Genomic DNA, 22,310 nt, shown 5'->3' with positions numbered 1-22,310 from the left:
TCTCCCGTGGCAATCCATGAAATCCGTCATCCTTTAATTCGACATAAACTCGGTTTACTGCGTCGTGCTGACATTAGTACCAAGAACTTCCGTGAGCTTGCTCAGGAAGTGACTATGCTTTTGACTTATGAAGCGACCAAGGATCTTCCTGTCGTTGAACATGAGATTGATGGCTGGAACGGACCGGTGACTGTAGACCGTATTGCAGGTAAGAAAATTACTGTTGTGCCAATTCTACGTGCAGGTATTGGTATGCTGGACGGTTTCCTGAATCTGATTCCAAGTGCCAAAGTTTCTGTACTGGGCCTGGAACGTGATGAAGAAACCCTACAGGCACGTACTTACTATAAAAAACTGGTTCCAGACGTACAAAACCGTCTTGCGATGATCATTGATCCAATGCTGGCGACAGGTTCTTCTCTGGTAGCTGCGATTGATGTATTGAAAGCCAGTGGCTGTAAAGATATTCGTGTGATGGTATTGGTCGCTGCACCTGAAGGCATTAAACGTGTTGAAGAAGCTCATCCAGATGTGGTGATTTTCACTGCGGCGATTGATCATGGCTTGAATGAAAATAGTTACATCGTTCCGGGTCTGGGCGATGCGGGTGACAAGATTTTTGGTTCAGTTCAAAAAGATTAATATTTTTGAAAATGAACAGAAAAGGGGCTTTTACAGCCTCTTTTTTATATACTGAATACTGACAGATACAGAGTAGGGGACGTTTATGACTTCCGAACAATACCAAGGAAAAGTAAAACAGTACAATCCAGAAAAAGGATTTGGTTTTATTTCTTCACCTGAGGGTGAGGTATTTTTTCATATCTCGGATTTCCCCACCGATTCAGGTGAGCCGAAGCGCAATGATCGAGTAAAATTCAATGTAATTCAAAATGGTGATCGCTATAAAGCTATTAAAATTGAACGTGTAGAAGATAGATCGAAGAAAGCCAAAAAAGCCAAAGCGGTAGCAGTCAATACTTCGATTACATCAGCACTATTGTCGAATTTAAAGCGTTAATTTTTGTTTGGAAAATACATTCAAAAGGAGGGTTTAAAGCCTCCTTTTTATTCGAATTATAAATTTATGTAAGTTGTAGGAATCTTGTGTAATCTAAAGCTTATAGAATGTTGCGAAAACAATAAAATACCCACCAAAGCTTAACAATATCCTTTAATCCCTTCCATATAAACTAGGCATCTGTTGAATGATCTAGGGACACATATCATGTTTACAGATGGAAGAATTAAAACCTATGATGCTGTACGAGGGGTGGGAAGTATTGAATTGGCAAATAATGCGAAGGAACTTAATTTTCAGTTAGATCAATTACCTTCACCTGAAATAGTACCTCAAGTCGGAGAACGCCTTAAATTTAGAATAATTGAAGAGCAAAATGCGATTCAACTGGACAATATGGTACGTTTGGATATCAAGAGTCAGGAAGAGTTCGTTTCTGAAGTAGTCGCATTGCCATCTCTAGCTTCTACTACGATAGTTAATCCGGCACGCAATACCATTTTCTTTAGTCCTACACTTTGGTTGATTCTGGTAACAGCAATTGGATTTATGATTTTTGGAGAAATTTAAGTTAGGTTCTCATTTACTAAGATATTTGTCTCATCATTCAAATAAAAAAGCATCTTAAGGTGCTTTTTTTATCTTAGGATTTTAAACGCTTTTTGAATACAATAATTAAAAATATCAAACAATAGAGTGAATTATGTTTTTAGAGGGGAAGATCAAGACCTATAACGAAGAACGAGGTTTTGGTTTTATTGAGATAGCTGGTGAGTCAAAAGATTTATTCTTCCATATTAAAGACTTCCCAAATAAGAACGTGCCACCCAAAGTTGGGGAAAGTTTAAAGTTTCTCAAAATACAGGATGCAGGCAAGTTTAAAGCAGATCATATTGTTCGTTTAGATATCTCATATCAAAAGACACTTTCAAAAATTGTTAGTCAACATAATGATCTTCAGATCGAAAGAGCAGTACCTTATCATCAGCCTAAAAAGTCAGTTTTATCAAAATTGATTACAGGCATTGGTTTAATCATTATCGTGATACTTTCTGTATTGGTTTATGGAAAATACCAAAACTATAAAATACAAAAGCAACAGCAACTTGAGCATTTAATGCAAGAACAAAAAAGGCTTGTTTCAGAACAACGTGCTGCTTTAGGTGACTTACCAGAACAAGGCCTAAGTGAACAAGGAAGGAAGAATTTAGAGGTATCCACAAATACTCCTATTAGAAGTACTGCCTCATCCACTTCAGTATCTTCACCTTATCGATGTGATGGTAGAACCCATTGTAGCCAGATGCGCTCTTATGATGAAGCAGTATTCTTTTTGCGAAATTGCCCGGGTACTCAGATGGATGGAAATCATGATGGTGTTCCATGTGAAAGACAGTTTAAGGAAGAAATTAGTAAGAGACATTTATTCAGGTAATAAAAAAGCGCCAAAAGGCGCTTTTTATTGAAAGTGAAATTTATGCTTCACAGAATTTCATAAAAGCTTTGAGGCCTGGACCTTGATATTTCTGGCGGTGTACCAGCATAAATAAAGGACGGGTGAGTGACCAGAATGGAGTATTCAGAATCACCAGTTGGCCTTTTTCCTGTAAAGGTTCAATTGCCAGCTTGGAAATACAGGACATCCCTAAACCACCTGCCACAATCTTTAGAATTGCTTCATTATGACCTAGCGTCAGACGGATATTAGCATCTGGAACATCTTGCAGAATGGCATTGTCAAAGACTTCGCGCGTGCCTGAACCTTCTTCACGAAGAATCCATTCTACAGATTTAAAGTCTTCTGCAGTCAGTGGACGGTTTAACTGAGCAAGTGGATGATCGGGAGCACAGCACACCGCGAGTTCATCATCACGCCAATGGATACATTGCAGCTGTGGTAAGTGACAAGAACCTTCAATCAGCGCAAGATCCAGCTGGAACTGGTTGACGGCTTCAATCATCTGGCGAGTATTACCCACCTGAAGTTGCAAGTGTGCCTGTGGCTGAATTTTCAGGAAATCCGCCATTAGGTCTGGCATCAGATAGTCGGAAATGGTCAGGGTCGCACCGAGACGCAAGTCAATGCTTTGCAGTTCACCTTTAGCAGCTTGTTCAAAAGCTTCACAGCGACCAAGAATTTCAAGTGCTTGCGGGAGAAGAAAACGACCTAAATCATTCAGCTGTAAACGCTTGCCTAGACGGTCGAATAAAGGTGCGCCAAGACCATCTTCTAAATCTGCTAAAGCCATACTCGCCGCACTTTGGGTGAGTTTGACTGCATCACTGGCTTTGGTGACGGTACCTTCTTGAGCAACTGCTACAAAAACAGCCAACTGGCGTAGAGTCATGCGCATGAATAGAGCCTTAACATTTAAAAAATATTAATAAATTATGCTGTCATGCTACCATGAGCATAGTCTTTGATGCCACGTTTGAATCATGCCTATTGAAAAATTTAGCTTAGAAAAGGTTTTATCTGTACACCGTTGGACCAATACGCTGTTTAGTTTCACCATGACCAGACCTGCGCATTTCAAGTTTACGGCAGGACAGTTTGCGCGTATTGGCTTGAAAGTGGGGGATGAACTGGTCGTTCGGGCATATTCAGTCGTGTCATCGCCTTTTGATGAAACACTGGAATTTTTTTCGATTGTGGTTCCGGAAGGAAAATTTACTTCGAATTTACAACATCTTAAAGTAAGTGATGAACTCTACTTAGAGAAAATTCCCTATGGCTATCTGACTTTGGCACGTTATCAATTGCCATTACCACAAGATTTATGGCTGCTTGGCACAGGTACAGGTCTGGCACCATTTTTATCCATGCTGCAAGACTTTGAAACCTGGAATAAATATAAACATATTAACCTGGTTTATAGCGTCCGTACGCAAGACGAACTGGCTTATGTCGACCGTATTCAGGAAATTGCCGAGACCTTTGGCGAAGGTCATACAGGTTTTAAATTTATTCCAATCATTACCCGTGACCCTGAAGCAGCACTTCACCATCGTTTACCGATCTTGATTGAAAATGGAGAACTTGAACGGGCAGCAGGACTCCAGCTTAATCCTGAAACCAGTCATGTGATGCTCTGTGGTAACCCGGAAATGGTCGAAGATACCAAAGAAGCGCTAAAAGCACGTGGCCTGACCATGAACCGCCGTGGTGAAGGAAATATTGCGGTAGAGAATTATTGGTAATTCCTTCAGAGTTCCTCCCTTTCTAAAAGGGAGGTTAGGAGGGATTAAAATTAGATTATTTCCAGTTCTTGAATCCTCCCCAACCCCTCCTTTGCAAAGGAGGGGCTTTTACCTCTCTCTTACGTAGCAGTGCTGCTTATCGCCTAAAAGGAAAGGGAGTTACAGCCTTTTAAAAGTTAGAAATGGATTAAAATTGAAAAAATATTTTCAAGTTAAAAAGAATCCCCCTAAATCCCCATTTGTTAAAGGGGGGACTTTTATTTTCTTTAGGCACAAAAAAAACCTCCATACGGAGGTTTTTTGCTATTCAGGAATTAATGTACAAACATATCCATAAAGTCACGGATTTCCTGAATGGCAGTATCTGTATCGGTGGTTAACCAGGTCGGCTCAAAGAAACCGGCATAATGTTCGATTCGATCCGCGGGCACAACTAAACGTACCGGACAATCTTCTTCCAGCAGGCGCCATGGAATAATCGGAACGTCATTATCTAGCCAAGCCGCGACATTTCGTACATCAATGACCATGGCATTAATGCAGTCCGGAAAAGGCATCACCGACATTTCTTCAGTACGGCGGCGGAAATATTCCAGATCTTGCCAGCGTAGCATAAAGCTCGGTTTGCTAAATTCAATGATTCCAATCAGATGCTGATCACGAGTGTAGTGCAAAGCACATTGATGTGTGACGTCAGTGTCAAGATCAAGCGATACACTCTGTTGACGGTACGCCATAAAACTCGGGTGCATGAAAAATAAGGTGGATAATTATAACGTATTTTGCGCAAAGTAGCAGGTATATTGAAAAACGGTATTTTTACAGCATGTTTTAGCTCACTTAAAATGTGCTTAAAATTTAATAAAATCATAGTAGTATATTGTTTATTTTATAGACAATTCAATTCCTGATAAATCAGCTAAAAACCGCCAGCATCAACTGTCTCGGAAGATATTTTCTAACCATAAGAGCATAGTATATTCAGGCTAGAAAATGCCTCTTTTTGAAACTAATACCAAGTTCATCAGACTCATACATATAACTTACATCCATTCACTATCTCACCATCTTTTGTCACAGAAGCTCTGATAACTGCTTGTTATGATAAAAATCTACTTATGAATAAGAAAGAGTGAGAATGGTCATGGTTGATGATTTTAATAAAAAACCACCTTTGCATGATCAGGCAGCAATTACGCAGAAGAAGCGCATTCCTGTCTATATCCTGATTTTGGTCGGTATCTTTTTACTGGCAGTCCTGTTCTATATGTTTGCAGATGTGAAGCCAGATGCGCCTGCGACCCAGCCTAATACACCGGTACCAGCGACTGAAGCCCCTGCCAATAATGGTAGTCCGGCGGCTACTCCAGGCGGTGAAAGCAATGAAGCAATGGCTACCGCAGATGATGCGATGACAGAAGCAACAGCCACTGTAGGCGAAATGTCACAAGATACAGCAGAAGCCACTGCAACTGATGCTCAACAGGCCACCCAATAATTGGAATTGTTAAAAAAACTCTGGTTAATGACTAGAGCTTTTTTGCAATAGGTGGTGATGTTTTTCAAAGTTCTGTATCTCCAGGCAAGCTAAGCACAGGAAGTTCAAGCTTTATAAGTAATCGGAAAGAGCTAAAGATTTCGAAAATAAGCTCGTGAATTCAGATAAATAGCGTAATAACAAAGAGGGCAGAAAACATGAATGATTATATGAGAGGCCCACGTGGTGGCTATGATGCCATGTACTATTGGGATCAGTTTCATCCAATTCTTAGTGCAATTGCCATATTAGTCCTAGGTTGGATTATTGCATTACTCGTCTCGGCAGGTGTTAAAAAAATCTTGCAAAAACTAGGGACCAATACACACTTAAATGCAGCGACAGGACATCGCTCTAATGTCGAGAGTATTATCGCTCGTGTTGTGTTCTGGATTATTCTGATTATTGCGGTGATCGGGGCGCTTAACGTACTGAATCTGACAGCAGTGAGCGGACCGTTCAGTAATATGATCCAGCAGTTCCTGCTCTTTATTCCACAATTGTTGGCGGCTATTGCTGTGGCCTTTGTTGGATGGATTGTGGCGAATCTGGTCAAAATCGGCTTGCAAAAAATGCTTGATCGCACTCAGCTGGATGAAAAGCTGAGTGCCGAAGTCGGTGTCAGTCCGATTAGCCAAAATATCAGTGAAATTGTTTACTGGCTGATTTTACTGCTGTTCTTACCAATTGTCTTGTCGATTCTAGGTCTACACGGTTTATTACTGCCTGTGCAGAACATGCTGACGGATGTTGTAAGTTATCTGCCTAATATCTTCATTGCTGCAGTTATTGTATTTGTCGGATACATTCTGGCAAAAATCGTTCGCGGTATTGTCGAAGGTTTGCTCAACAGCTTGAATATTCAACATCAAGCTGAAAAAGTCGGCATTTTCAAAAACTCGAATGTCGCTCAACTGATTGGTTCATTCATCTTTGCAGTCGTAATTATTACGTCATTAATCATTGCATTTGAAGCACTGGGTATCGAAGCAATTTCTCAACCAGCAACTGCAATGCTGTATGAGATCATGAATGCCATTCCAAATATCATTGCAGCTGCACTGATTCTAATTCTGGCTTATGTAGTTTCTAGACTGGTAGCACGTCTGGTAACTGAAGTCGTTGCCGGAACAGGCGTAGATGAGGTTCCAGCTAAACTGGATCTACAACGCTTCCTAGGCAAAACCAAACTATCAAGCTTGGTGGGTTATCTGATTGTACTGTTCACTATGCTATTTGCGGTTTCTGAAGCAGCGGACCGTTTAGGCTTTGAACAGGTAAGTGGCCTGATTGCGATGTTCATCTACTTCGGTGCAAACATCCTGCTAGGTGCTGTAATTCTGGTGATCGGCTTCTGGCTGGCCAACGTAGTTGCCAACATTGTGCAACGCGGTGAATACAACAGTTCACGCTGGTTAGCAAACTTGGTTCGTGTACTGATCATGGGTCTGGTCATTGCAATGGGTCTACGTGCCATGGGCATTGCTGACTCGATCGTGAATCTGGCCTTTGGTTTAACTCTGGGTGCTGTTGCAGTGGCCTTTGCCTTGGCCTTTGGTCTCGGTGGCCGTCAACCAGCAGAACGTGTACTAACTGATTTGATCGATAAAGCTAAACGAGAAGCTAAAGAACCGAATCCTTTGAAAAATGAAACCAATATCATGACTTCAGGCCTAGGTGCTGATGTCAGTGGTACTACAGGTGCAGGCAGTTCAACTACAGGAGAAAATATTGTGCCGAAGCAAGATCAATCACAAGATGACAATATGCCAATGCGTACCAATTTATCCAATAGTACACCAGCGACCTTGACCACTGCACCACAGGATGATGAAGCTTCAGGTATAGATCAGGTGACACCAGATGTAGATCAGGCTGTACCGGATTCGCTTCAAGTTGATCCAATTCATCCACCAGCGAATAATCCATTTGGTTCTACAGGTGAAGAAGAACCGAATGTCGATAGTCATCCAAAAAAAGATGACCCGAATTAACCTGTTCTATCCAAACAAAATCGGCCACGCTTGAGTGGTCGATTTTTTTAATGATGAGGAAATCTGAATGAATGCCAAGAAACCGAATAATCTGTTAACACCCTTAGTGATAGCAGGCATTACCATTGGCTTTTTCACGGCTGCTTATCGATTTGTCTTTGTGAAAAGTAAACAGGATGAGCAGGCTGAACGAGAGCTGGATAAGAAAATACCTGATCCAGACGAATTTAACTAAGCCAGAACACTGCTCAGTCACTCCACATAGAATTTCTTTTTTAAAAAATATAGAATATTCAAGTGAATACTAAAATGATTTTGGTATTTTTCTTGCATTAAAAATATAAAGAAAAAGGAGATCAATAATATGTGGAAAACATTGCAGCATAAATTTATGGCATCTATTGCAGACCGAGTACCATTACATCTGCAGGAAGCGGCTCAGAAAATGCAACTGACGATTGACCGTTTAGAAAATATGGCCAATCTGAACCTGTTTAAAACGGATTATCTGGAATAAGCGAAGTATTTTCTTTTTCCTAGATCATTTCAGTATTAAACATATTCCGATGCGGCATGCGCTGATGACCATGCCCATTGGAAGTTAAAACCTCCCAAATGACCAGTCACATCCAGTATCTCGCCCACAAAATATAAGCCTTTCTGTTTTTTGCTTTCCATGGTTTTAGATGAAACTTCGGTTGTATCTACGCCGCCCAAAGTCACCTCGGCTGTCCGGTAACCTTCAGTTCCAGAAGGCTTCAGTTCAAAACCACTTAAACGTTTGGCAATCTGTTCCAGCTTGTCATCACTAATATTGCCAATGGATGTTTCAGCCACTTCAGGCCAGATCAGATTCTGTAATTCTAGCACTACGCTCTTTGGTAAATGTTCGGTCAACAGTGTGCGTAGCAATACTTTAGGCTGACTCTGTTTTTTAGATTTAAAGAAATCAAACAGGTCGACACTTGGTAAGAAATCGACCTTAAAGCTTTGGCCAACATCCCAGTAATTTGACAGTTGTAGGGAGCTAGGGCCACTTAGACCACGATGGGTAAACAGTAAAGCTTCAGTAAAACTGTTTAGATCATTAGACAGAGTGGCTTCAACTGCATTACCGCTCAGACGGGTGGTGACTTCCTTGAAACTATCTGAGAAAGTAAAAGGCACCAGACCGGCACGGGTTGGATAGACATGATGTCCAAACTGTTTGGCAATCTCATAGCCGATGCCTGAACCGCCTAGAGTCGGAATCGACAAGCCACCTGAAGCAACCACAACCGATTCCACTTCAAAATATCCTAAAGAAGTGGCTACCTGAAATCCATGATCGTCCACAGTATTGACGGCTTTCACTTCGCAGTTGGTTTTGATCTCGACCAGACCAGTCTTGTCACATTCAGACAGTAGCATCGACAGAATTTCTTTAGCACCATTTAAGGTAAATAACTGTCCATGTTTACGTTCTTCATACTCGATGCCATATTCGCAGACCATACCAATAAAATCCCAATTGGTATAGCGGGTCAGTGCTGAAATCACGAAATGCGGATTATGCGAGATGAAATTTTCAGGTTCGACATAGAGGTTGGTGAAATTACATTTGCCGCCACCAGACATTAGAATTTTTTTACCCACCTTATTGGCTTTTTCAACGACTACGACTTTTCGACCACGTTGTGCTGCCATATAGGCTGTCATTAAACCGGATGCACCTGCACCTATGACCAAAACATCGTATTGCTGAACAGACATCACACACTCAAGGGAGAAGAAAGGGGAGCATTATAGACAATTTTATTTCAGCTTTCTCTATTCTTGGAAGGGGCTACCCGAATTACAGCGTGTTAGCGAATATTTATCATAAATAATTTGAAGCAGCTGGCGGATTCATGCATAGTTTTGTCATGCCTAAAAAATAATCACAATGAAAGGAATAATTTATGACGGATACGGCAGCATACAAACAATATAATCTGATCAGCTATATTCTTCATCTACTGGGTTTTTTCCTGGGAATAACCCCATTAATCGCAATTATCATGAATTATATTAAACGTGATGAAATGCGAGGCACCTGGCTGGAAAGTCATGTGGACTGGCAGATTAAAACCTTCTGGTTCAGCTTGCTGGGTTATATTCTAGGTGGGCTGCTCACCGTGATTCTGATCGGTTTTGTGATTATTTTTCTGGTCTTTGTCTGGCATGTCTATCGATTGGTAAAAGGGCTGATTGCCTTAAACGAAAATAATCCGATAGGAACTTAAGTTTCGATCAGCACTTTAAGCGAGTTAAATATTTCGACCTTGTAGTCCACCAGTATGCAGGATTAGTAGCTTTGCTTCTGCTGGAAAATAGCCTGTTTCAATCAGGTCGGAAATTCCCAACAGCATTTTTCCCGTATAAATATGCTCTAAGGGAATATCATATTCAGCTTCAAAGTGCTGTATAAACTGGATCAGTTCAGGAGTGATTTTGGCATAGCCACCGCAACAATAATCATCGAGAATGGACCAGTTTCTTTTCGTGGTCAGCTTAGCCACATCCTCATTCAGGAAATCGCCTTTTAAGGCAGAAAATCCTAATACCTGTTGCTGAGGCTGGCTGGCTTCAATCAAACCTGTAATCGTGCCACCAGTGCCTACAGCACAGCAGATCACGTCAAATTGTGCATCGCTGTCCTTTAGAATCTCCTGACATCCCCGAATCGCCAATGCATTAGTACCGCCTTCAGGAATGATGTAATGTGCAGGAAACTTTTGTACTAACGCTTCTAGATAATCAGTGTCATGGTTACGTCGGTATTCTTCACGACTCACAAAATACAATTGCATGCCGAATTGTTGTGCCAACTCTAAAGTGGGGTTTAAGGGCTGATGGGCCAGTTCTTCACCTCGAATAATACCGACACTCTCAAAGCCAAACTGCCATGCTGCAAACGCTGTTGCTGCAATATGATTGGAATAAGCTCCCCCAAAAGTCAGCAGCTTTTTAAAGCCAAGTTGCTGTGCTTCCAGAAAGTTGTATTTCAGTTTAAAAAACTTGTTGCCTGATATTTGCGGATGCACCAGATCCAGACGGCGTATGGTTACAAGCCTGTCTTTCAGCCAGATGCGCTGGTCTGGAATATGCTGGGCGATTTTTTCAAACATGGTATTTTCATAAGCTAAGAATGAGCAAATTATAGCGAAATAGAATCAGCAGGATGGCAGAATCATGAGCTCCTTAAACTAAGAATAAATTTTTGTAGATTGTCACAATTCATATGCTGAAAATTTAAACAAATTTGCTAATCTGAATCTTATAAGGAACTTAGAGGAGGATAGAATAATGAAAATACTATCCTGTACGATTTTAAGCGTATTGCTCTTAGGCTTATCTGGCTGTGATGATCCGCTGAATAAACCTAAAACTGATACACGAAGCATGATTATTGGCGGAGTGCCGGTGCATGACCATGATTATAAGATGCTTGATTCATCCCTCACCGCTCAAGACCAATTGAAGAAATAGCCGGATTTCGCACAAATATTGCATCATTTGTGTAGAAATATTAAAGCAAAATAAATTATTTTTACTTAAAATAAGCCATTCATTTTAAGTTTGGATGGTCACGTGGAATCATTTTGGATTTTAGGTTCAATTGCCTTTGCCCTCATGTTAGGTGCAATGAGCCCAGGACCGACTTCTATTTATGTAGCGAAAAATTCAATTGCGATCTCACGTAAGCATGGCCTATTTACAGCTTTAGGTACCGGAACAGGGGCGGCTATTTTTGGTCTGCTTGCAGTTTTAGGTTTGCAGGCATTTTTGCTGGCTGTGCCATCTGCCTATCTGGCTCTAAAAATTTGTAGTGGTTTATATCTGCTCTGGTTGGCTTTTAAAATTATCAAGCATGCCAAAGAGCCGATCGATGCAGGCGATGACAGTCAAACTCAGATGTCCTTACGTCGTGCCTATATGACAGGTTTGATTACCCAGCTCTCGAATCCTAAAATTGCCATTGTATTGGCCAGTATTTTTACTGCGCTTTTACCAAAAGAAATTCCAACTTACTTTTACTTTGTATTGCCGGTTTTATGTTTCTTTATTGATGCAGGCTGGTGCTCGCTGGTGGCAGTTGCACTTTCTGCCGAAAAACCACGTCGTGTGTATTTAAAATTTAAAGCCGGTTTTGACCGTGCAGCAGGGGCGGTCATGACCGCGCTGGGATTAAAGCTGATTTTTGGGATGAAGTAATTTTCCAATTATCGCAGACTATAAAAAAGCCCCGATGATTCGGGGCTTTTTTAATTTGGTGCTTAAAAAATATTTTCTTCGGAATTAGCCGAGACCCGGTGAATAGATAAATCCGCACCAGTAAATTCTTCTTCCTGACTTAGACGAATACCGATCAATACTTTCAGTAATCCATAAACCAGAAATCCACCTGCCAGAGCCACTACAATCGCTAGTACGGTACCGAATAATTGTGAAATGAGAGAAACACCGCCCATGCCTCCGAGCCATTGCTGACCGAATACACCGACCGCAATTCCACCAAAAGCACCACATACGCCATGCAAAGGCCAGACCCCTAATACATCATCGACTTTGAGTTTATTTTGGGTATAGGTGAAGAGTTTCACAAAAATCACGCCTGCACTGATCCCGATAAATAATGCACCCAATGGATGTACCACATCAGAACCTGCACAGATGGCCACCAGTCCGGCTAATGGGCCGTTGTGCAAGAAGCCAGGATCATCTTTACCCGCTACTTTTGCTGCAATAGTTCCACCGACCATCGCCATTAGAGAGTTAATCGCAACCAGTCCGGAAATAGCATCCAGGCGTTGTGCACTCATTACATTAAAGCCAAACCAGCCAATAATCAGAATCCATGAGCCTAGAGCAAGGAAAGGGATAGATGATGGTGGATGTGCAGTAATCCGGCCATCATTTTTATATCGACCATTACGTGCACCAAGTAAAACGACTGCAGCCAGAGCAATCCAGCCTCCCATGCCATGCACGACCACAGAGCCGGCAAAGTCGTGGAAGTTGGCACCGAAGGTATTTGCCAACCAGTCTTGAAAACCAAAGTTGCCATTCCAGATCATCCCTTCAAAAAATGGATAAATCAGAGCAACTAAAAATAAAGTCGCTAAAGCCTGCGAACGCATTTTAGCGCGTTCAGCAATACCTCCCGAGATAATCGCAGGAATAGCTGCGGCAAAGGTCAGCAGGAAGAAACAGCGCATCAGGTTATAACCATGATCGGCTGCTAAAGTAGAGGCATCATGGAAAAAATGCTGACCATAGGCAATATAATAGCCCACCAGAAAGTAAGCGATGGCGGATAGGGAAAAGTCAGTGAGAATTTTACTTAAGGCATTGACCTGATTCTTATGGCGAACTGTCCCTAGTTCTAAAAATGCAAATCCTGCATGCATGGCAAGCACTAGAACTGCACCGAGAAGGAGAAATAATAAGTCTATATTTTGCATTGTGCGTTCCAATTTAGTGCATAGAATCACAAAAGAAATCCAGTATATAGAGGCAAACTGATTCGAAAAGAGTTACTAACAAGGGAAATTTTGATAAAGAATTTCTTGAAACTGACAAGACTCGATATAAAGCACAATAGAATTTTATGCACCAAACTAAGACATCATAAGAAAAGATAAAATTTGAATTTATATTTTGTTTTTTAGATATTTAGCTTTATCACAGAAAATGGCGTGTTAAAAATGTGTGCTAAAGGTGCGCATGAAAAGTGAAAGGATTTTTAAGAAAAAATTTAAAAAAATTAAGTGAAAGATAATTTTGAATTGCAAAAGTACATCATGGTTTTAAATTTTAGAAGTTATATAGACTATAACTTAGCTATATCTCCAATAAATAAAACCCTAAAAAATTAGGGTTTCATCCGGAGCTAAAATCTCTGAAGTATTCAATTAATCTTTAAAATGCACAGGAATCCACTGATAGCTCTCTCCATCTTTTGAGTAAATATGACCGATCCCTGGGAATGGTAAATGTGGTGCTGCAATGGTCTGGCCTTGCTTGGCATATTCAGCGAAATGCTTTAAACGGGTTTGCACCGCAGTTTTAGGATCAACATCGAATTCTATGGCTGTTTCAGGTTTGTCGAATTGCAAGGTATGTGAATGGACGATGTCACCGACAAATACGATTTCTTGACCATCTGCTTTGAGTTTAAAGCTGTAATGCCCTGGGGTATGACCAAAGGATGGCTTAAACTCGATCCCACCAAAGGCTAAAGATTTATCAGAAAAGACTTTCACTTTTTTAGCTTTTTCATAGGGTGCAAGGGCTGCTTTAATTTTCTCTACGGTGCCTAAGAAACCCTCCTGCTGGTCTTTCGGTAGTTTTGTAACGGTATTTGGACTTAGCCAGTAGTCATATTCGGTTTTAGAAATATGTAAGGTGGCATTTGGATAATTTGCTGCGCCGTTATTTGAAATGCCACAAACATGATCAGGGTGGAGATGAGTCAGGAAAATGCCACTTACTTGCGTTGGCTGATAACCTGATGCCTTGAGGTTGTTATAAATTGACCCTAAGTGCGCACCAAAGCAGCTTGCAGCACCGCTGTCGACCATGAGTAGTTGATTATCTGTATTAATCAGGAAAGCATTGACTGAAGTCTGTATACCTTTGGCTTGATCGGCATGATATTTCTTCAAAATCTCAGTCTTTTCTGCATCACTTAGGCCTCTAAACATCGATGGATTTAAGTAGTTTGTACCATCGAGCAGGGCAGTAATCTGAGTATTACCAATTTGGTGATGATAGTAGCCGGCGACTTGTTTTGATGAAGCAATTGTTGCAGGTTCAGCAGCCTGACTCACACTTACACTCAAAACAGAAAATGAAAGTAAAGAAGTGAGAAGGGATGTCCTTAAAATATTCATGGCAATTCTTATGGTTGTGAAGTTTATGCTATGTATTAGCATGTAAAGCATGAAAATAGAATATAAAAATATTTACCTTTTTTTAAAGAGAGAAGAGAAATTGAATATCTGTACTAGGCATTCAGTTTGAATCTGTATATTGATTTTGTAAGGAAATAAAAGATTTTTTTATCTAAAAATATTTTTATAAATAAAATACTTAGATAAATTTCACTTTTATAAAAAAGCCCGTTAACATGGGGTATTGCAAACAGCCTTGGGTATCGCTATGAGTTTTTGGAAAAAGAAAAATAATGCAGCATTTGTATTTTTCATTATTACCTTATATTCATTGCTGGGCTTCGGCATTGGCTATGTCATCTGGGAATTTTTCCTTGATAAATAAGTGCTATCCGATTTATAGATCGACGTAAAAAAGCCTCTAAAGATAGAGGCTTTTTTAATAAGCAATTATTTACTGCATTCAGGCTGAGAACGGTCAATAATTTGAGTGCCTTCTACGCGATAGCCAATTTGACCTACAAGAAATGCTTGATTTAGTTGAGTGATGACTACATCAGAAAGTGCTACTGCACAACGATCTTTTTCAATTGCACGATCTACTGCTGTTTTGAAATTAGGAATACCTAAAGGGAATAAAATTACTGGAACTTTATCTTCGCCTTTAACGCGTTCGCCTTTAACGAACTGAGTTGAGTTTAGGTTGAAGTTTTTCGTTGAAGCTACAGTCATATCAGCCATACGAACTGAACATCCTGTGAATACAATTGTTGATGCTGCTAAAGCTGAAACTAGTAATTTTTTCATGTTTACCCCGAATAATTCTAAAAATAAAAAAAAAGCGTTTAGATTCTATAGATATATTTTTTAAAAACAAGAAAATAAATTGTATAAATGGTAAAAAAATTAAAGATGAAGAACTTTTATTGGCTGAGTATTATTTTATTAGACTAAGTAAAAAGCCCCTACATCAGTAGAGGCTTTTCTTCTATCTAAGACCTAAATCTTAAGAAACTTTATCACCCGGTTTAGCACCAGATTCAGGTGAAATCACCCAAACACCTTCGCCATTACCAGCCGCAAGTACCATACCGTTTGAAATACCAAAACGCATTTTACGTGGAGCAAGGTTCGCAACCATCACCACCAGTTTACCTTTCAGGTCTTCCGGTTTATAAAACTCACGGATACCGCTGAAGACATTACGTGGTTCAGCTTCACCGACATTTAACGTGAGTTGTAAAAGCTTGTCAGAACCTTCAACCGTTGCAGCATCCAGAACTTCCGCTACACGCAGGTCAACTTTGATGAAGTCATCAATGGTGATGATTTCAGCTTCACCGACTTTAGGCTCAGCTTTCTTCTCTTTGGCTTTCTCTTTTTTCTTCTCAGCTTTCGGTACTTCAGCAGCAGGCGCAGCTAAAGAATCTTTAGATGCATCGACCATCGCAGCCACTGCTTTCGGATCAACACGTTGCATTAGTGGCTGGAACAACGCAATTTCATGACCAGTCAAAATTTCTGTACGAGAAGCAAAGTCGAAAGAAGCCAGTTTCAGGAAGTCCTGAACTTGAGCAGCCAAAGTTGGAAGTACTGGAGCTAAATACACAGCCAATTGACGGAACAGGTTAATACCTACAGAACACACGTTATGAACTTGCTGTTCTTCACCTTCAATTTTCGCTAAAGCCCAAGGTTTTTTCTCATCGATGTACTGGTTGGCTTTATCTGCAAGTGCCATGATTTCACGAATCGCTGCCGAGAATTCACGGGTTTCATAAGCTTTAGCAATCGAATCACCAGCATCAATAAAGCTTTGAACCAGTTCAGGCTCAGCACAAGTGGCACTTAACTTGTTATCAAACTTGGTATTGATGAATTTTGCACAACGGCTTGCGATGTTCACCACTTTACCTACAAGGTCCGAATTCACTTTCTGGACGAAATCATCCAGATTCAAGTCAGAATCTTCAACCTTGTCAGAAAGTTTAGAAGCAAAGTAATAACGCAGGTATTCAGGATTCAAATGCTGTAAATAAGTTTCAGCTTTAATGAAGGTACCACGAGATTTAGACATCTTCTGACCATTTACAGTCAGGAAACCGTTCACGAATAAACCGGTTGGAGTACGATAGTCTGCACCTTCCAGCATTGCAGGCCAGAACAGGGCATGGAAGTAAACGATGTCTTTACCAATGAAGTGATAGACTTCATTTTTAGAATCTTTTTTCCAAAAATCATCAAAGCTTAAGTCAGGACGTTTAGTTTTGATGTAATTTTCGAAGCTCGACATATAGCCGATTGGTGCATCCACCCAAACATAGAAATATTTGTTGGGTGCATCAGGAATTTCAAAGCCGAAATAAGGTGCATCACGGGAGATGTCCCAGTCATTCAAGCCATTATCAAACCATTCATCCAATTTGTTGGCGATAGATACGGGTAGACGGCCTTCGTCACGGGTCCATTTTTGCAGGTATTCACCAAAATTTGGCAATTTAAAGAAGTAGTGATCCGAAGATTTCTCAACAGGAGTCGCACCGCTTAAAGTCGATTTTGGATTTAATAATTCAGTCGCGTTGTAAGTTGTACCGCAGACTTCACATGAATCGCCGTATTGGTCTTCCGCCTTACATTTTGGGCATGTACCCTTAATGAAACGGTCTGACAGGAACATGCCTTTTTCAGGATCAAATAACTGGGTTACAGGGCGAACTGCAATATTGCCGGCTTCACGGTTTTTGATATAGATTTCTGAAGCGCGGGCGCGGTTAGTATCACTGTGGGTAGAGTCATAATGATCGAAATGCACACCGAAACCGTCAAAGTCACGAATGTGTTCTTTTTGCACATTGGCGATCTGTGCTTCAGGTGAAATGCCATTTGCCTCAGCACGCAGCATGATCGCTGTACCATGAGCATCATCCGCACAGACATACGTCACGTCATGACCCATTGCACGCATCGCACGTACCCATATATCAGCCTGGATATAGCCAAGTAAGTGACCCATATGAATCGGGCCATTGGCGTAAGGAAGGGCATTGGTGACTAGGATTTTACGCACGGATTCACTCTCTCATTCGTATTCATTATGCAATGGGCCATAATTTTACATGATGCAGAAGGGATTACAAAGAAATGCTTTTACAGAAGCCTCAGGAATAAATCAGGCTGAATATTCAGAATACAAAAACTGGCTATAGACGGGTAATTGGCCCGTAAAAATTCGATTGAGATAAGTTGATGCTACTTCCTGCAATCAATAGCAACAACATGTACAGGCTTTGTTGCAGTTTGCTTACTTCATCCACGTCATTGCATGCTTTGTGCTAAAAATTTAGCTGATCATTTTTATTATGACGCCTTAGGAGGGTACTCATGACTCAGAATAACCAGACAAGTACTTCAAAACAGAATCAAGATAGAGAACAACATGCACGAGAGCTGCATGACAAGATTGAACAAGAGCAAAAGCAGAACGAGATTGATAAACAGCATAAGCAGAAACATGAAGAAGTCCTAGAAGCCCAAAAAAATGGTGCTGATGAAAAGTCTGATAATCAGCAAGACTCTAAAGCATCTGGTAATCAGCAATCAGAGCAAAAAGATACGTCTAAAAATGACCAATCTGATTTTGATAATGTTGATCAATCAGATAAAAAGACGGAAAGCACCAAAATGGATGACTTAAAAGCAAAAGCCATCGCAATTGGCGAAGAGCTATTGCAAAAAGGCGAAAAGATTCTGAATGAGCTAAAAAATGGCAAATCAGACAGCCAAAAAAATGGTGAACAAGGTTCAGATGATTCGAAAAAGGCACAGGATCATACTTCTGGAGATAAATCAGCGAATCAGACTGACCAAGATCGTATGGCAAATTTAAAAGATGAAGCGCTACACAAGTTTGAAGATACCAAGGTCAAAATTAGTGATTTGGTAAATGAAGCTGCTACGAAACTAAATGAGTTGAAACAGATGGCGGCTGAAACCATGACCAAAATGAAAGGCGATGACCAGTCTCAGTCAGATGATTCAAAAAAGCAGGATCAGGATTCTTCATCTAAAGAGGCTAAGGATAAGGACCAAAAATCAGCTCAGACCAATAACAAAGATGATGCTAAAAAGGATCAGGATAAGGCTGATCAATCTGGGCAAAACAAGACCGATCAAGATAAAAATCATAAATAATCATTTCATATCGAAAACCACTTCATTCAGTTTTTGAATGAAGTGGTTTTTTAATGGCTACTATCTAATTAATTTGATTTAAAATTTTAAATATCAATAATATAGAACAATAAATAAGATGTGATGCTGACTTTATAAATTTTCTTCCCTGTAACCCTTTAAAACCAAGTAAAATAGTTGGAAATCATATTTGTCTTTCAGGCTTGTGAATACAGATTGCTTAACCTGAGCCAAAAACCTCGTTAAACTAAGCTATTCAGATGTCTATCTATATTTTTGGAGTAACCTATGTCCTGGCTTTCTTCGCTTAAATCGGTTTTTTCGCCTTCCAAGGAGGTGAACGAAGAAGCTGTGCAGAACGTACTGCAAAATTATGTCTTGCCAAATTCTAGCAATGCACTGAAAGACCGGATTACTCAGGTCAATGTGCAAGGTGAGATTCTGCAAATCACCATTAATACCTATCCGGAAGAAAAAGAGCAGTTACAGCAGATTCATGATGAACTGGCGGATGCGCTAGAGAAATGCGGTATTAAAGAACTAAACCTGCATGTGATTCAGCAAAAGACGAGTCATAAAAAAGAAGGCGGTTGTGGACATCATCATGCAGAAGGCGAGAGCTGTTCCAGCCAGCCGCAAACTGCTGCTTCAAAATCGAATCTGCCACCTGTGGTTGATGCTTCAGGTCATGCAGCTCAAGCAGAAGCTGACCCAAATAATCCACCGATCCAGAAAGCTGCTCCACAGCAACGTGATGTGCCGAAGCATCCACGTATTCAGAATGTCATTCTGGTCTCTTCAGGCAAGGGTGGTGTTGGTAAATCTACAACGACTGTGAATCTGGCTTTGGCTTTGCAAAAATTAGGTTTGAAAGTGGGTGTACTGGATGCGGATATTTATGGTCCAAGTATTCCGACGATGCTCGGCAATGCCGGCAAAACCCCGATGATCGAAGCCGAGCAGTTTGTCCCACTCGATGCTTACGGTATGGCAGTACTGTCGATTGGGCACTTAACGGGTGATAATAATACGCCGGTTGCTTGGCGTGGTCCTAAAGCAACGGGCGCCTTGATGCAGCTATTCAATCAAACCTTATGGCCGGATTTGGATGTTCTGATGATCGACATGCCACCAGGTACAGGTGATATCCAGTTAACACTCGCTCAGCGTATTCCAGTCACAGGTGCTGTGATTGTGACCACACCACAAAACGTGGCATTGCTGGATGCGACCAAAGGTATTGAACTGTTTAACCGTGTGCAGATTCCAGTGATGGGAGTAGTCGAAAATATGTCGACCCATATCTGTTCGAACTGCGGTCATGAAGAACAGATCTTTGGTAAAGGCGGCGGTGATAAACTGTCAGAGCAATACAATATTCCATTGCTCGGTCGTTTGCCTTTGAATGCAGTGATTCGTGAAAATGCCGATGCCGGTAAGCCTTCAGTGATTGCTGGAGATGATGCTGCTGAAAGTTACATGGCTATTGCTCAGAAAATTGCAGCAAAATTGCCAAAAGCAGAAAAAGATAAAACTCGTATTTTCTAAGATTCTATAGTGAAAAAAGAGAGCCTCGGCTCTCTTTTTTTATGAAATTTTAGTAGTAATTGTATTCTCTTTTCTTGCCTGAATGATATTAAAGCCAATCGCAATAATTACCATGATGGTGCCGATAATATCGGTCATGGTCTCAGGCACAATCATCATGAGTGCGCCCACCCCCAGGAAGATGCGCCAGAACCAATTTATCGCGGTTTTAAAGTAACCTTCTACTGCAGCGCCAAGTGCCAGAATGCCGACAATCGACGTCACGGTAATGCTTAAAATGACATTCCATGCCGGTAAGGCAAATTCTTTGGCATTCACGGCAATATCTGTTGTATCAATCATCAGCATCGCCGGGTTATAGACAAACAGGAATGGCACAATAAAGCCAGCCAGAGATAGGCGTAGTGCCAGGAATCCAGTCCGCATTGGATCACCACCCGCAATCCCGGCACCGGCAAAGGCGGCCAAGGCGACGGGTGGGGTAATATTGGCAAACAGGCCAAAATAGAACACGAACATATGCGCAACTAGGATTGGAATATCAAAGTTGGCTAAAGCCGGAGCTGCCATGGTTGCGGTAATAATATAGGCAGGAATGGATGGTAGGCCCATACCCAAAATCATCGATGCAATCATGGTAAAAAACAGTGTTAGAAACAGACTGCCTGCACCAATACTCATAATTGAAGAGGTCATTACCGAGCCAAAACTGGTCAAGCTGACCACACCGATAATAATACCCACCACTGCACAGGCAGACATCACAGAGAGTGACTGTTTAGCACCATCTGCCAGTGCTTCCAGGATTTCCTTCGGTCCCATCCGCGTAGATTTTCTAAATGCAGCAACAACAATGGTTAATAAAATAGTATAAACCGCTGCATAGCTGACCGGAATTGACTGGAATAAGAACACCACAAGCGCAATAATTGGAAGTAATAAATGTCCGCGCTCTTTCAGAACTTCTTTGACTCGTGGCAAGTCTGCTTTGGGAACGCCTTTAAGATTATCCCGACCTGCCCTGAAATGGACTTGTGCCATCACACCGAGGTAATACAGTAGAGCAGGCAATACCGCGGCTAAGGCAATCGTGCCATAACTGACACCAGTTGTTTCGGCCATGATGAATGCACTAGCCCCCATGACTGGAGGTAAAATCTGCCCACCTACAGAAGCACTGGCTTCCACTGCACCGGCAAAGTTTTTGTGGTAGCCAATTTTTTTCATCAAGGGAATAGTAAATGAACCGGTTCCTACGACATTGGCAACCGCCGTACCATTAATACTACCCATAAAACCGCTGGAAATCACCGCAACTTTGGCTGGCCCACCTTGCTTATGACCGGCAAGTGCCATGGCCAGGTCATTGAATAATTTTCCCATTCCCGATTTCGCCAAAAATGCACCAAACAGGATAAACAAGAAAATGAAGGTGACTGAAGCACCAATGGCTGAAGAATATAAACCTTCAGTCTTCAGATACATTTGCCCGAAAATATCACTGAATGTATAGGGGCGAGTGAGCAAGCGATCCGGCATCCAGTCAAAATGACTGACAAATGGATAGCTTAAGAAAATCAGTCCCAAGATCGGCAACATCCAGCCCATTACCCTTCGAGCAGCCTCAACCACCAATACTACCGTCATAATTGAGAAGACAATGTCCAGTGTATTGGGAATGCCTCCCCGGGTAGTCATAATGGCTTGGTATTCTTTAAACAAATAAAAGAAAGAAGCAAAAGAGGCAATGACCCAAATCCAGTCCGTCCATGCGACCTTTTGCCGGCTACTGGCCTGACGTGCTGGATACAACAAGAAAATCAGCGCCAGACCAATGGATACATGGGCTGCACGTTGAATCAGTTCTGGCAAGGGATTAAAAGTAACCTGAGTTCGACATA

Annotated in this window: 24 protein-coding genes; 15 read left to right on the top strand and 9 right to left on the bottom strand. The window is 41.2% G+C overall.

Going from position 1 to position 22,310, the window contains the following annotated elements; translation table 11 throughout:
- The first annotated feature begins 6 nt into the window (after positions 1 to 6).
- The 4 genes from upp to B3Q46_RS02650 all read left to right on the top strand — a co-directional run bounded on the left by upp (position 7) and on the right by B3Q46_RS02650 (position 2,456).
- Positions 7 to 642 carry a uracil phosphoribosyltransferase gene (upp, locus tag B3Q46_RS02665; protein ID WP_104425826.1) on the top strand — a complete coding sequence of 212 codons (636 nt, stop codon included), beginning with the start codon at positions 7 to 9 and terminating at the stop codon, positions 640 to 642.
- A gap of 85 nt (positions 643 to 727) precedes the next feature.
- Entirely contained in the window at positions 728 to 1,021 is a 294-nt protein-coding gene (locus tag B3Q46_RS02660) for a cold shock domain-containing protein (protein ID WP_286713267.1), read from the top strand.
- A 207-nt stretch (positions 1,022 to 1,228) separates the two neighbouring features.
- Complete coding sequence (locus B3Q46_RS02655; RefSeq protein ID WP_104425828.1) at positions 1,229 to 1,591, top strand: hypothetical protein; 363 nt, start codon at positions 1,229 to 1,231, stop codon at positions 1,589 to 1,591.
- A gap of 133 nt (positions 1,592 to 1,724) precedes the next feature.
- Positions 1,725 to 2,456, top strand: coding sequence for a cold shock domain-containing protein (locus B3Q46_RS02650; RefSeq protein ID WP_286713261.1), 732 nt, complete (start codon positions 1,725 to 1,727; stop codon positions 2,454 to 2,456).
- Between the two features lie 40 nt (positions 2,457 to 2,496).
- On the opposite strand, the gene gigC is transcribed toward B3Q46_RS02650, so the two are convergent.
- On the bottom strand, positions 2,497 to 3,375 hold the full coding sequence (gene gigC, locus B3Q46_RS02645; protein WP_262735734.1) for a LysR family transcriptional regulator GigC: 879 nt from the start codon (positions 3,373 to 3,375) through the stop codon (positions 2,497 to 2,499).
- Positions 3,376 to 3,460: 85 nt separating this feature from the next.
- Between gigC and B3Q46_RS02640 the strand changes: the two genes are divergently transcribed.
- On the top strand, positions 3,461 to 4,222 hold the full coding sequence (locus B3Q46_RS02640) for a ferredoxin--NADP reductase (RefSeq protein ID WP_286713258.1): 762 nt from the start codon (positions 3,461 to 3,463) through the stop codon (positions 4,220 to 4,222).
- Positions 4,223 to 4,536: 314 nt separating this feature from the next.
- Here B3Q46_RS02640 and B3Q46_RS02635 read toward each other — a convergent pair whose 3' ends face one another.
- Positions 4,537 to 4,959 (bottom strand): hypothetical protein, encoded by a 423-nt coding sequence (locus B3Q46_RS02635; protein WP_005237048.1) that lies wholly within the window; start codon positions 4,957 to 4,959, stop codon positions 4,537 to 4,539.
- Between the two features lie 407 nt (positions 4,960 to 5,366).
- Here B3Q46_RS02635 and B3Q46_RS02630 point away from each other — a divergent pair, with 407 nt between their 5' ends.
- The 4 genes from B3Q46_RS02630 to B3Q46_RS02615 all read left to right on the top strand — a co-directional run bounded on the left by B3Q46_RS02630 (position 5,367) and on the right by B3Q46_RS02615 (position 8,270).
- On the top strand, positions 5,367 to 5,720 hold the full coding sequence (locus B3Q46_RS02630; protein ID WP_034702043.1) for a hypothetical protein: 354 nt from the start codon (positions 5,367 to 5,369) through the stop codon (positions 5,718 to 5,720).
- A gap of 197 nt (positions 5,721 to 5,917) precedes the next feature.
- Positions 5,918 to 7,753: a mechanosensitive ion channel gene (locus B3Q46_RS02625; RefSeq protein ID WP_286713255.1), complete on the top strand. Its 1,836-nt coding sequence runs from the start codon at positions 5,918 to 5,920 to the stop codon at positions 7,751 to 7,753.
- 67 nt (positions 7,754 to 7,820) lie between these two features.
- A complete protein-coding gene (locus tag B3Q46_RS02620) occupies positions 7,821 to 7,988 on the top strand; it encodes a hypothetical protein (protein WP_286713253.1) in 168 nt (55 codons plus the stop codon).
- A 129-nt stretch (positions 7,989 to 8,117) separates the two neighbouring features.
- The gene (locus B3Q46_RS02615; RefSeq protein WP_286713251.1) at positions 8,118 to 8,270 is read left to right on the top strand and encodes a hypothetical protein; all 153 of its coding nucleotides are present in this window, start codon (positions 8,118 to 8,120) and stop codon (positions 8,268 to 8,270) included.
- Between the two features lie 35 nt (positions 8,271 to 8,305).
- Here B3Q46_RS02615 and B3Q46_RS02610 read toward each other — a convergent pair whose 3' ends face one another.
- Positions 8,306 to 9,505: an NAD(P)/FAD-dependent oxidoreductase gene (locus B3Q46_RS02610; protein WP_286713249.1), complete on the bottom strand. Its 1,200-nt coding sequence runs from the start codon at positions 9,503 to 9,505 to the stop codon at positions 8,306 to 8,308.
- Between the two features lie 188 nt (positions 9,506 to 9,693).
- Between B3Q46_RS02610 and B3Q46_RS02605 the strand changes: the two genes are divergently transcribed.
- A complete protein-coding gene (locus B3Q46_RS02605) occupies positions 9,694 to 10,017 on the top strand; it encodes a DUF4870 family protein (protein WP_286713247.1) in 324 nt (107 codons plus the stop codon).
- Between the two features lie 24 nt (positions 10,018 to 10,041).
- On the opposite strand, the gene B3Q46_RS02600 is transcribed toward B3Q46_RS02605, so the two are convergent.
- The gene (locus B3Q46_RS02600) at positions 10,042 to 10,902 is read right to left on the bottom strand and encodes a 1-aminocyclopropane-1-carboxylate deaminase/D-cysteine desulfhydrase (RefSeq protein WP_286713245.1); all 861 of its coding nucleotides are present in this window, start codon (positions 10,900 to 10,902) and stop codon (positions 10,042 to 10,044) included.
- 178 nt (positions 10,903 to 11,080) lie between these two features.
- On the opposite strand from B3Q46_RS02600, the gene B3Q46_RS02595 reads away from it, so the two are divergent.
- Together B3Q46_RS02595 and B3Q46_RS02590 are read left to right on the top strand one after the other, a co-directional pair.
- Positions 11,081 to 11,263, top strand: coding sequence for an NF038215 family lipoprotein (locus tag B3Q46_RS02595; RefSeq protein WP_005237029.1), 183 nt, complete (start codon positions 11,081 to 11,083; stop codon positions 11,261 to 11,263).
- A 102-nt stretch (positions 11,264 to 11,365) separates the two neighbouring features.
- On the top strand, positions 11,366 to 11,989 hold the full coding sequence (locus B3Q46_RS02590; protein WP_286713242.1) for a LysE family translocator: 624 nt from the start codon (positions 11,366 to 11,368) through the stop codon (positions 11,987 to 11,989).
- Between the two features lie 62 nt (positions 11,990 to 12,051).
- On the opposite strand, the gene B3Q46_RS02585 is transcribed toward B3Q46_RS02590, so the two are convergent.
- Together B3Q46_RS02585 and B3Q46_RS02580 are read right to left on the bottom strand one after the other, a co-directional pair.
- The gene (locus B3Q46_RS02585) at positions 12,052 to 13,239 is read right to left on the bottom strand and encodes an ammonium transporter (protein ID WP_286713240.1); all 1,188 of its coding nucleotides are present in this window, start codon (positions 13,237 to 13,239) and stop codon (positions 12,052 to 12,054) included.
- Positions 13,240 to 13,689: 450 nt separating this feature from the next.
- Positions 13,690 to 14,670 (bottom strand): MBL fold metallo-hydrolase, encoded by a 981-nt coding sequence (locus B3Q46_RS02580; protein ID WP_286713238.1) that lies wholly within the window; start codon positions 14,668 to 14,670, stop codon positions 13,690 to 13,692.
- A 268-nt stretch (positions 14,671 to 14,938) separates the two neighbouring features.
- Here B3Q46_RS02580 and B3Q46_RS16400 point away from each other — a divergent pair, with 268 nt between their 5' ends.
- Complete coding sequence (locus B3Q46_RS16400; RefSeq protein WP_373683639.1) at positions 14,939 to 15,055, top strand: hypothetical protein; 117 nt, start codon at positions 14,939 to 14,941, stop codon at positions 15,053 to 15,055.
- A gap of 65 nt (positions 15,056 to 15,120) precedes the next feature.
- Here the strand turns inward: B3Q46_RS16400 and B3Q46_RS02575 are convergent, their stop codons facing one another.
- On the bottom strand, positions 15,121 to 15,477 hold the full coding sequence (locus tag B3Q46_RS02575; RefSeq protein ID WP_034581100.1) for a hypothetical protein: 357 nt from the start codon (positions 15,475 to 15,477) through the stop codon (positions 15,121 to 15,123).
- Between the two features lie 199 nt (positions 15,478 to 15,676).
- Positions 15,677 to 17,737 (bottom strand): methionine--tRNA ligase, encoded by a 2,061-nt coding sequence (metG, locus tag B3Q46_RS02570; protein ID WP_286713235.1) that lies wholly within the window; start codon positions 17,735 to 17,737, stop codon positions 15,677 to 15,679.
- Positions 17,738 to 18,051: 314 nt separating this feature from the next.
- On the opposite strand from metG, the gene B3Q46_RS02565 reads away from it, so the two are divergent.
- Together B3Q46_RS02565 and apbC are read left to right on the top strand one after the other, a co-directional pair.
- Complete coding sequence (locus B3Q46_RS02565) at positions 18,052 to 18,861, top strand: hypothetical protein (protein WP_286713233.1); 810 nt, start codon at positions 18,052 to 18,054, stop codon at positions 18,859 to 18,861.
- Positions 18,862 to 19,149: 288 nt separating this feature from the next.
- Positions 19,150 to 20,409, top strand: a complete 1,260-nt coding sequence (apbC, locus tag B3Q46_RS02560; RefSeq protein ID WP_175968056.1) for an iron-sulfur cluster carrier protein ApbC — start codon at positions 19,150 to 19,152, stop codon at positions 20,407 to 20,409.
- Between the two features lie 39 nt (positions 20,410 to 20,448).
- On the opposite strand, the gene B3Q46_RS02555 is transcribed toward apbC, so the two are convergent.
- On the bottom strand, positions 20,449 to 22,310 hold a 1,862-nt coding region (locus tag B3Q46_RS02555), incomplete at its 5' end, for a TRAP transporter permease (protein WP_286713230.1).

The organism is Acinetobacter sp. UBA2581 (assembly GCF_002339435.1).
Taxonomy (GTDB): Bacteria; Pseudomonadota; Gammaproteobacteria; order Pseudomonadales; family Moraxellaceae; genus Acinetobacter; species Acinetobacter variabilis.
This window is presented reverse-complemented; position numbering and strand designations above follow the sequence as displayed.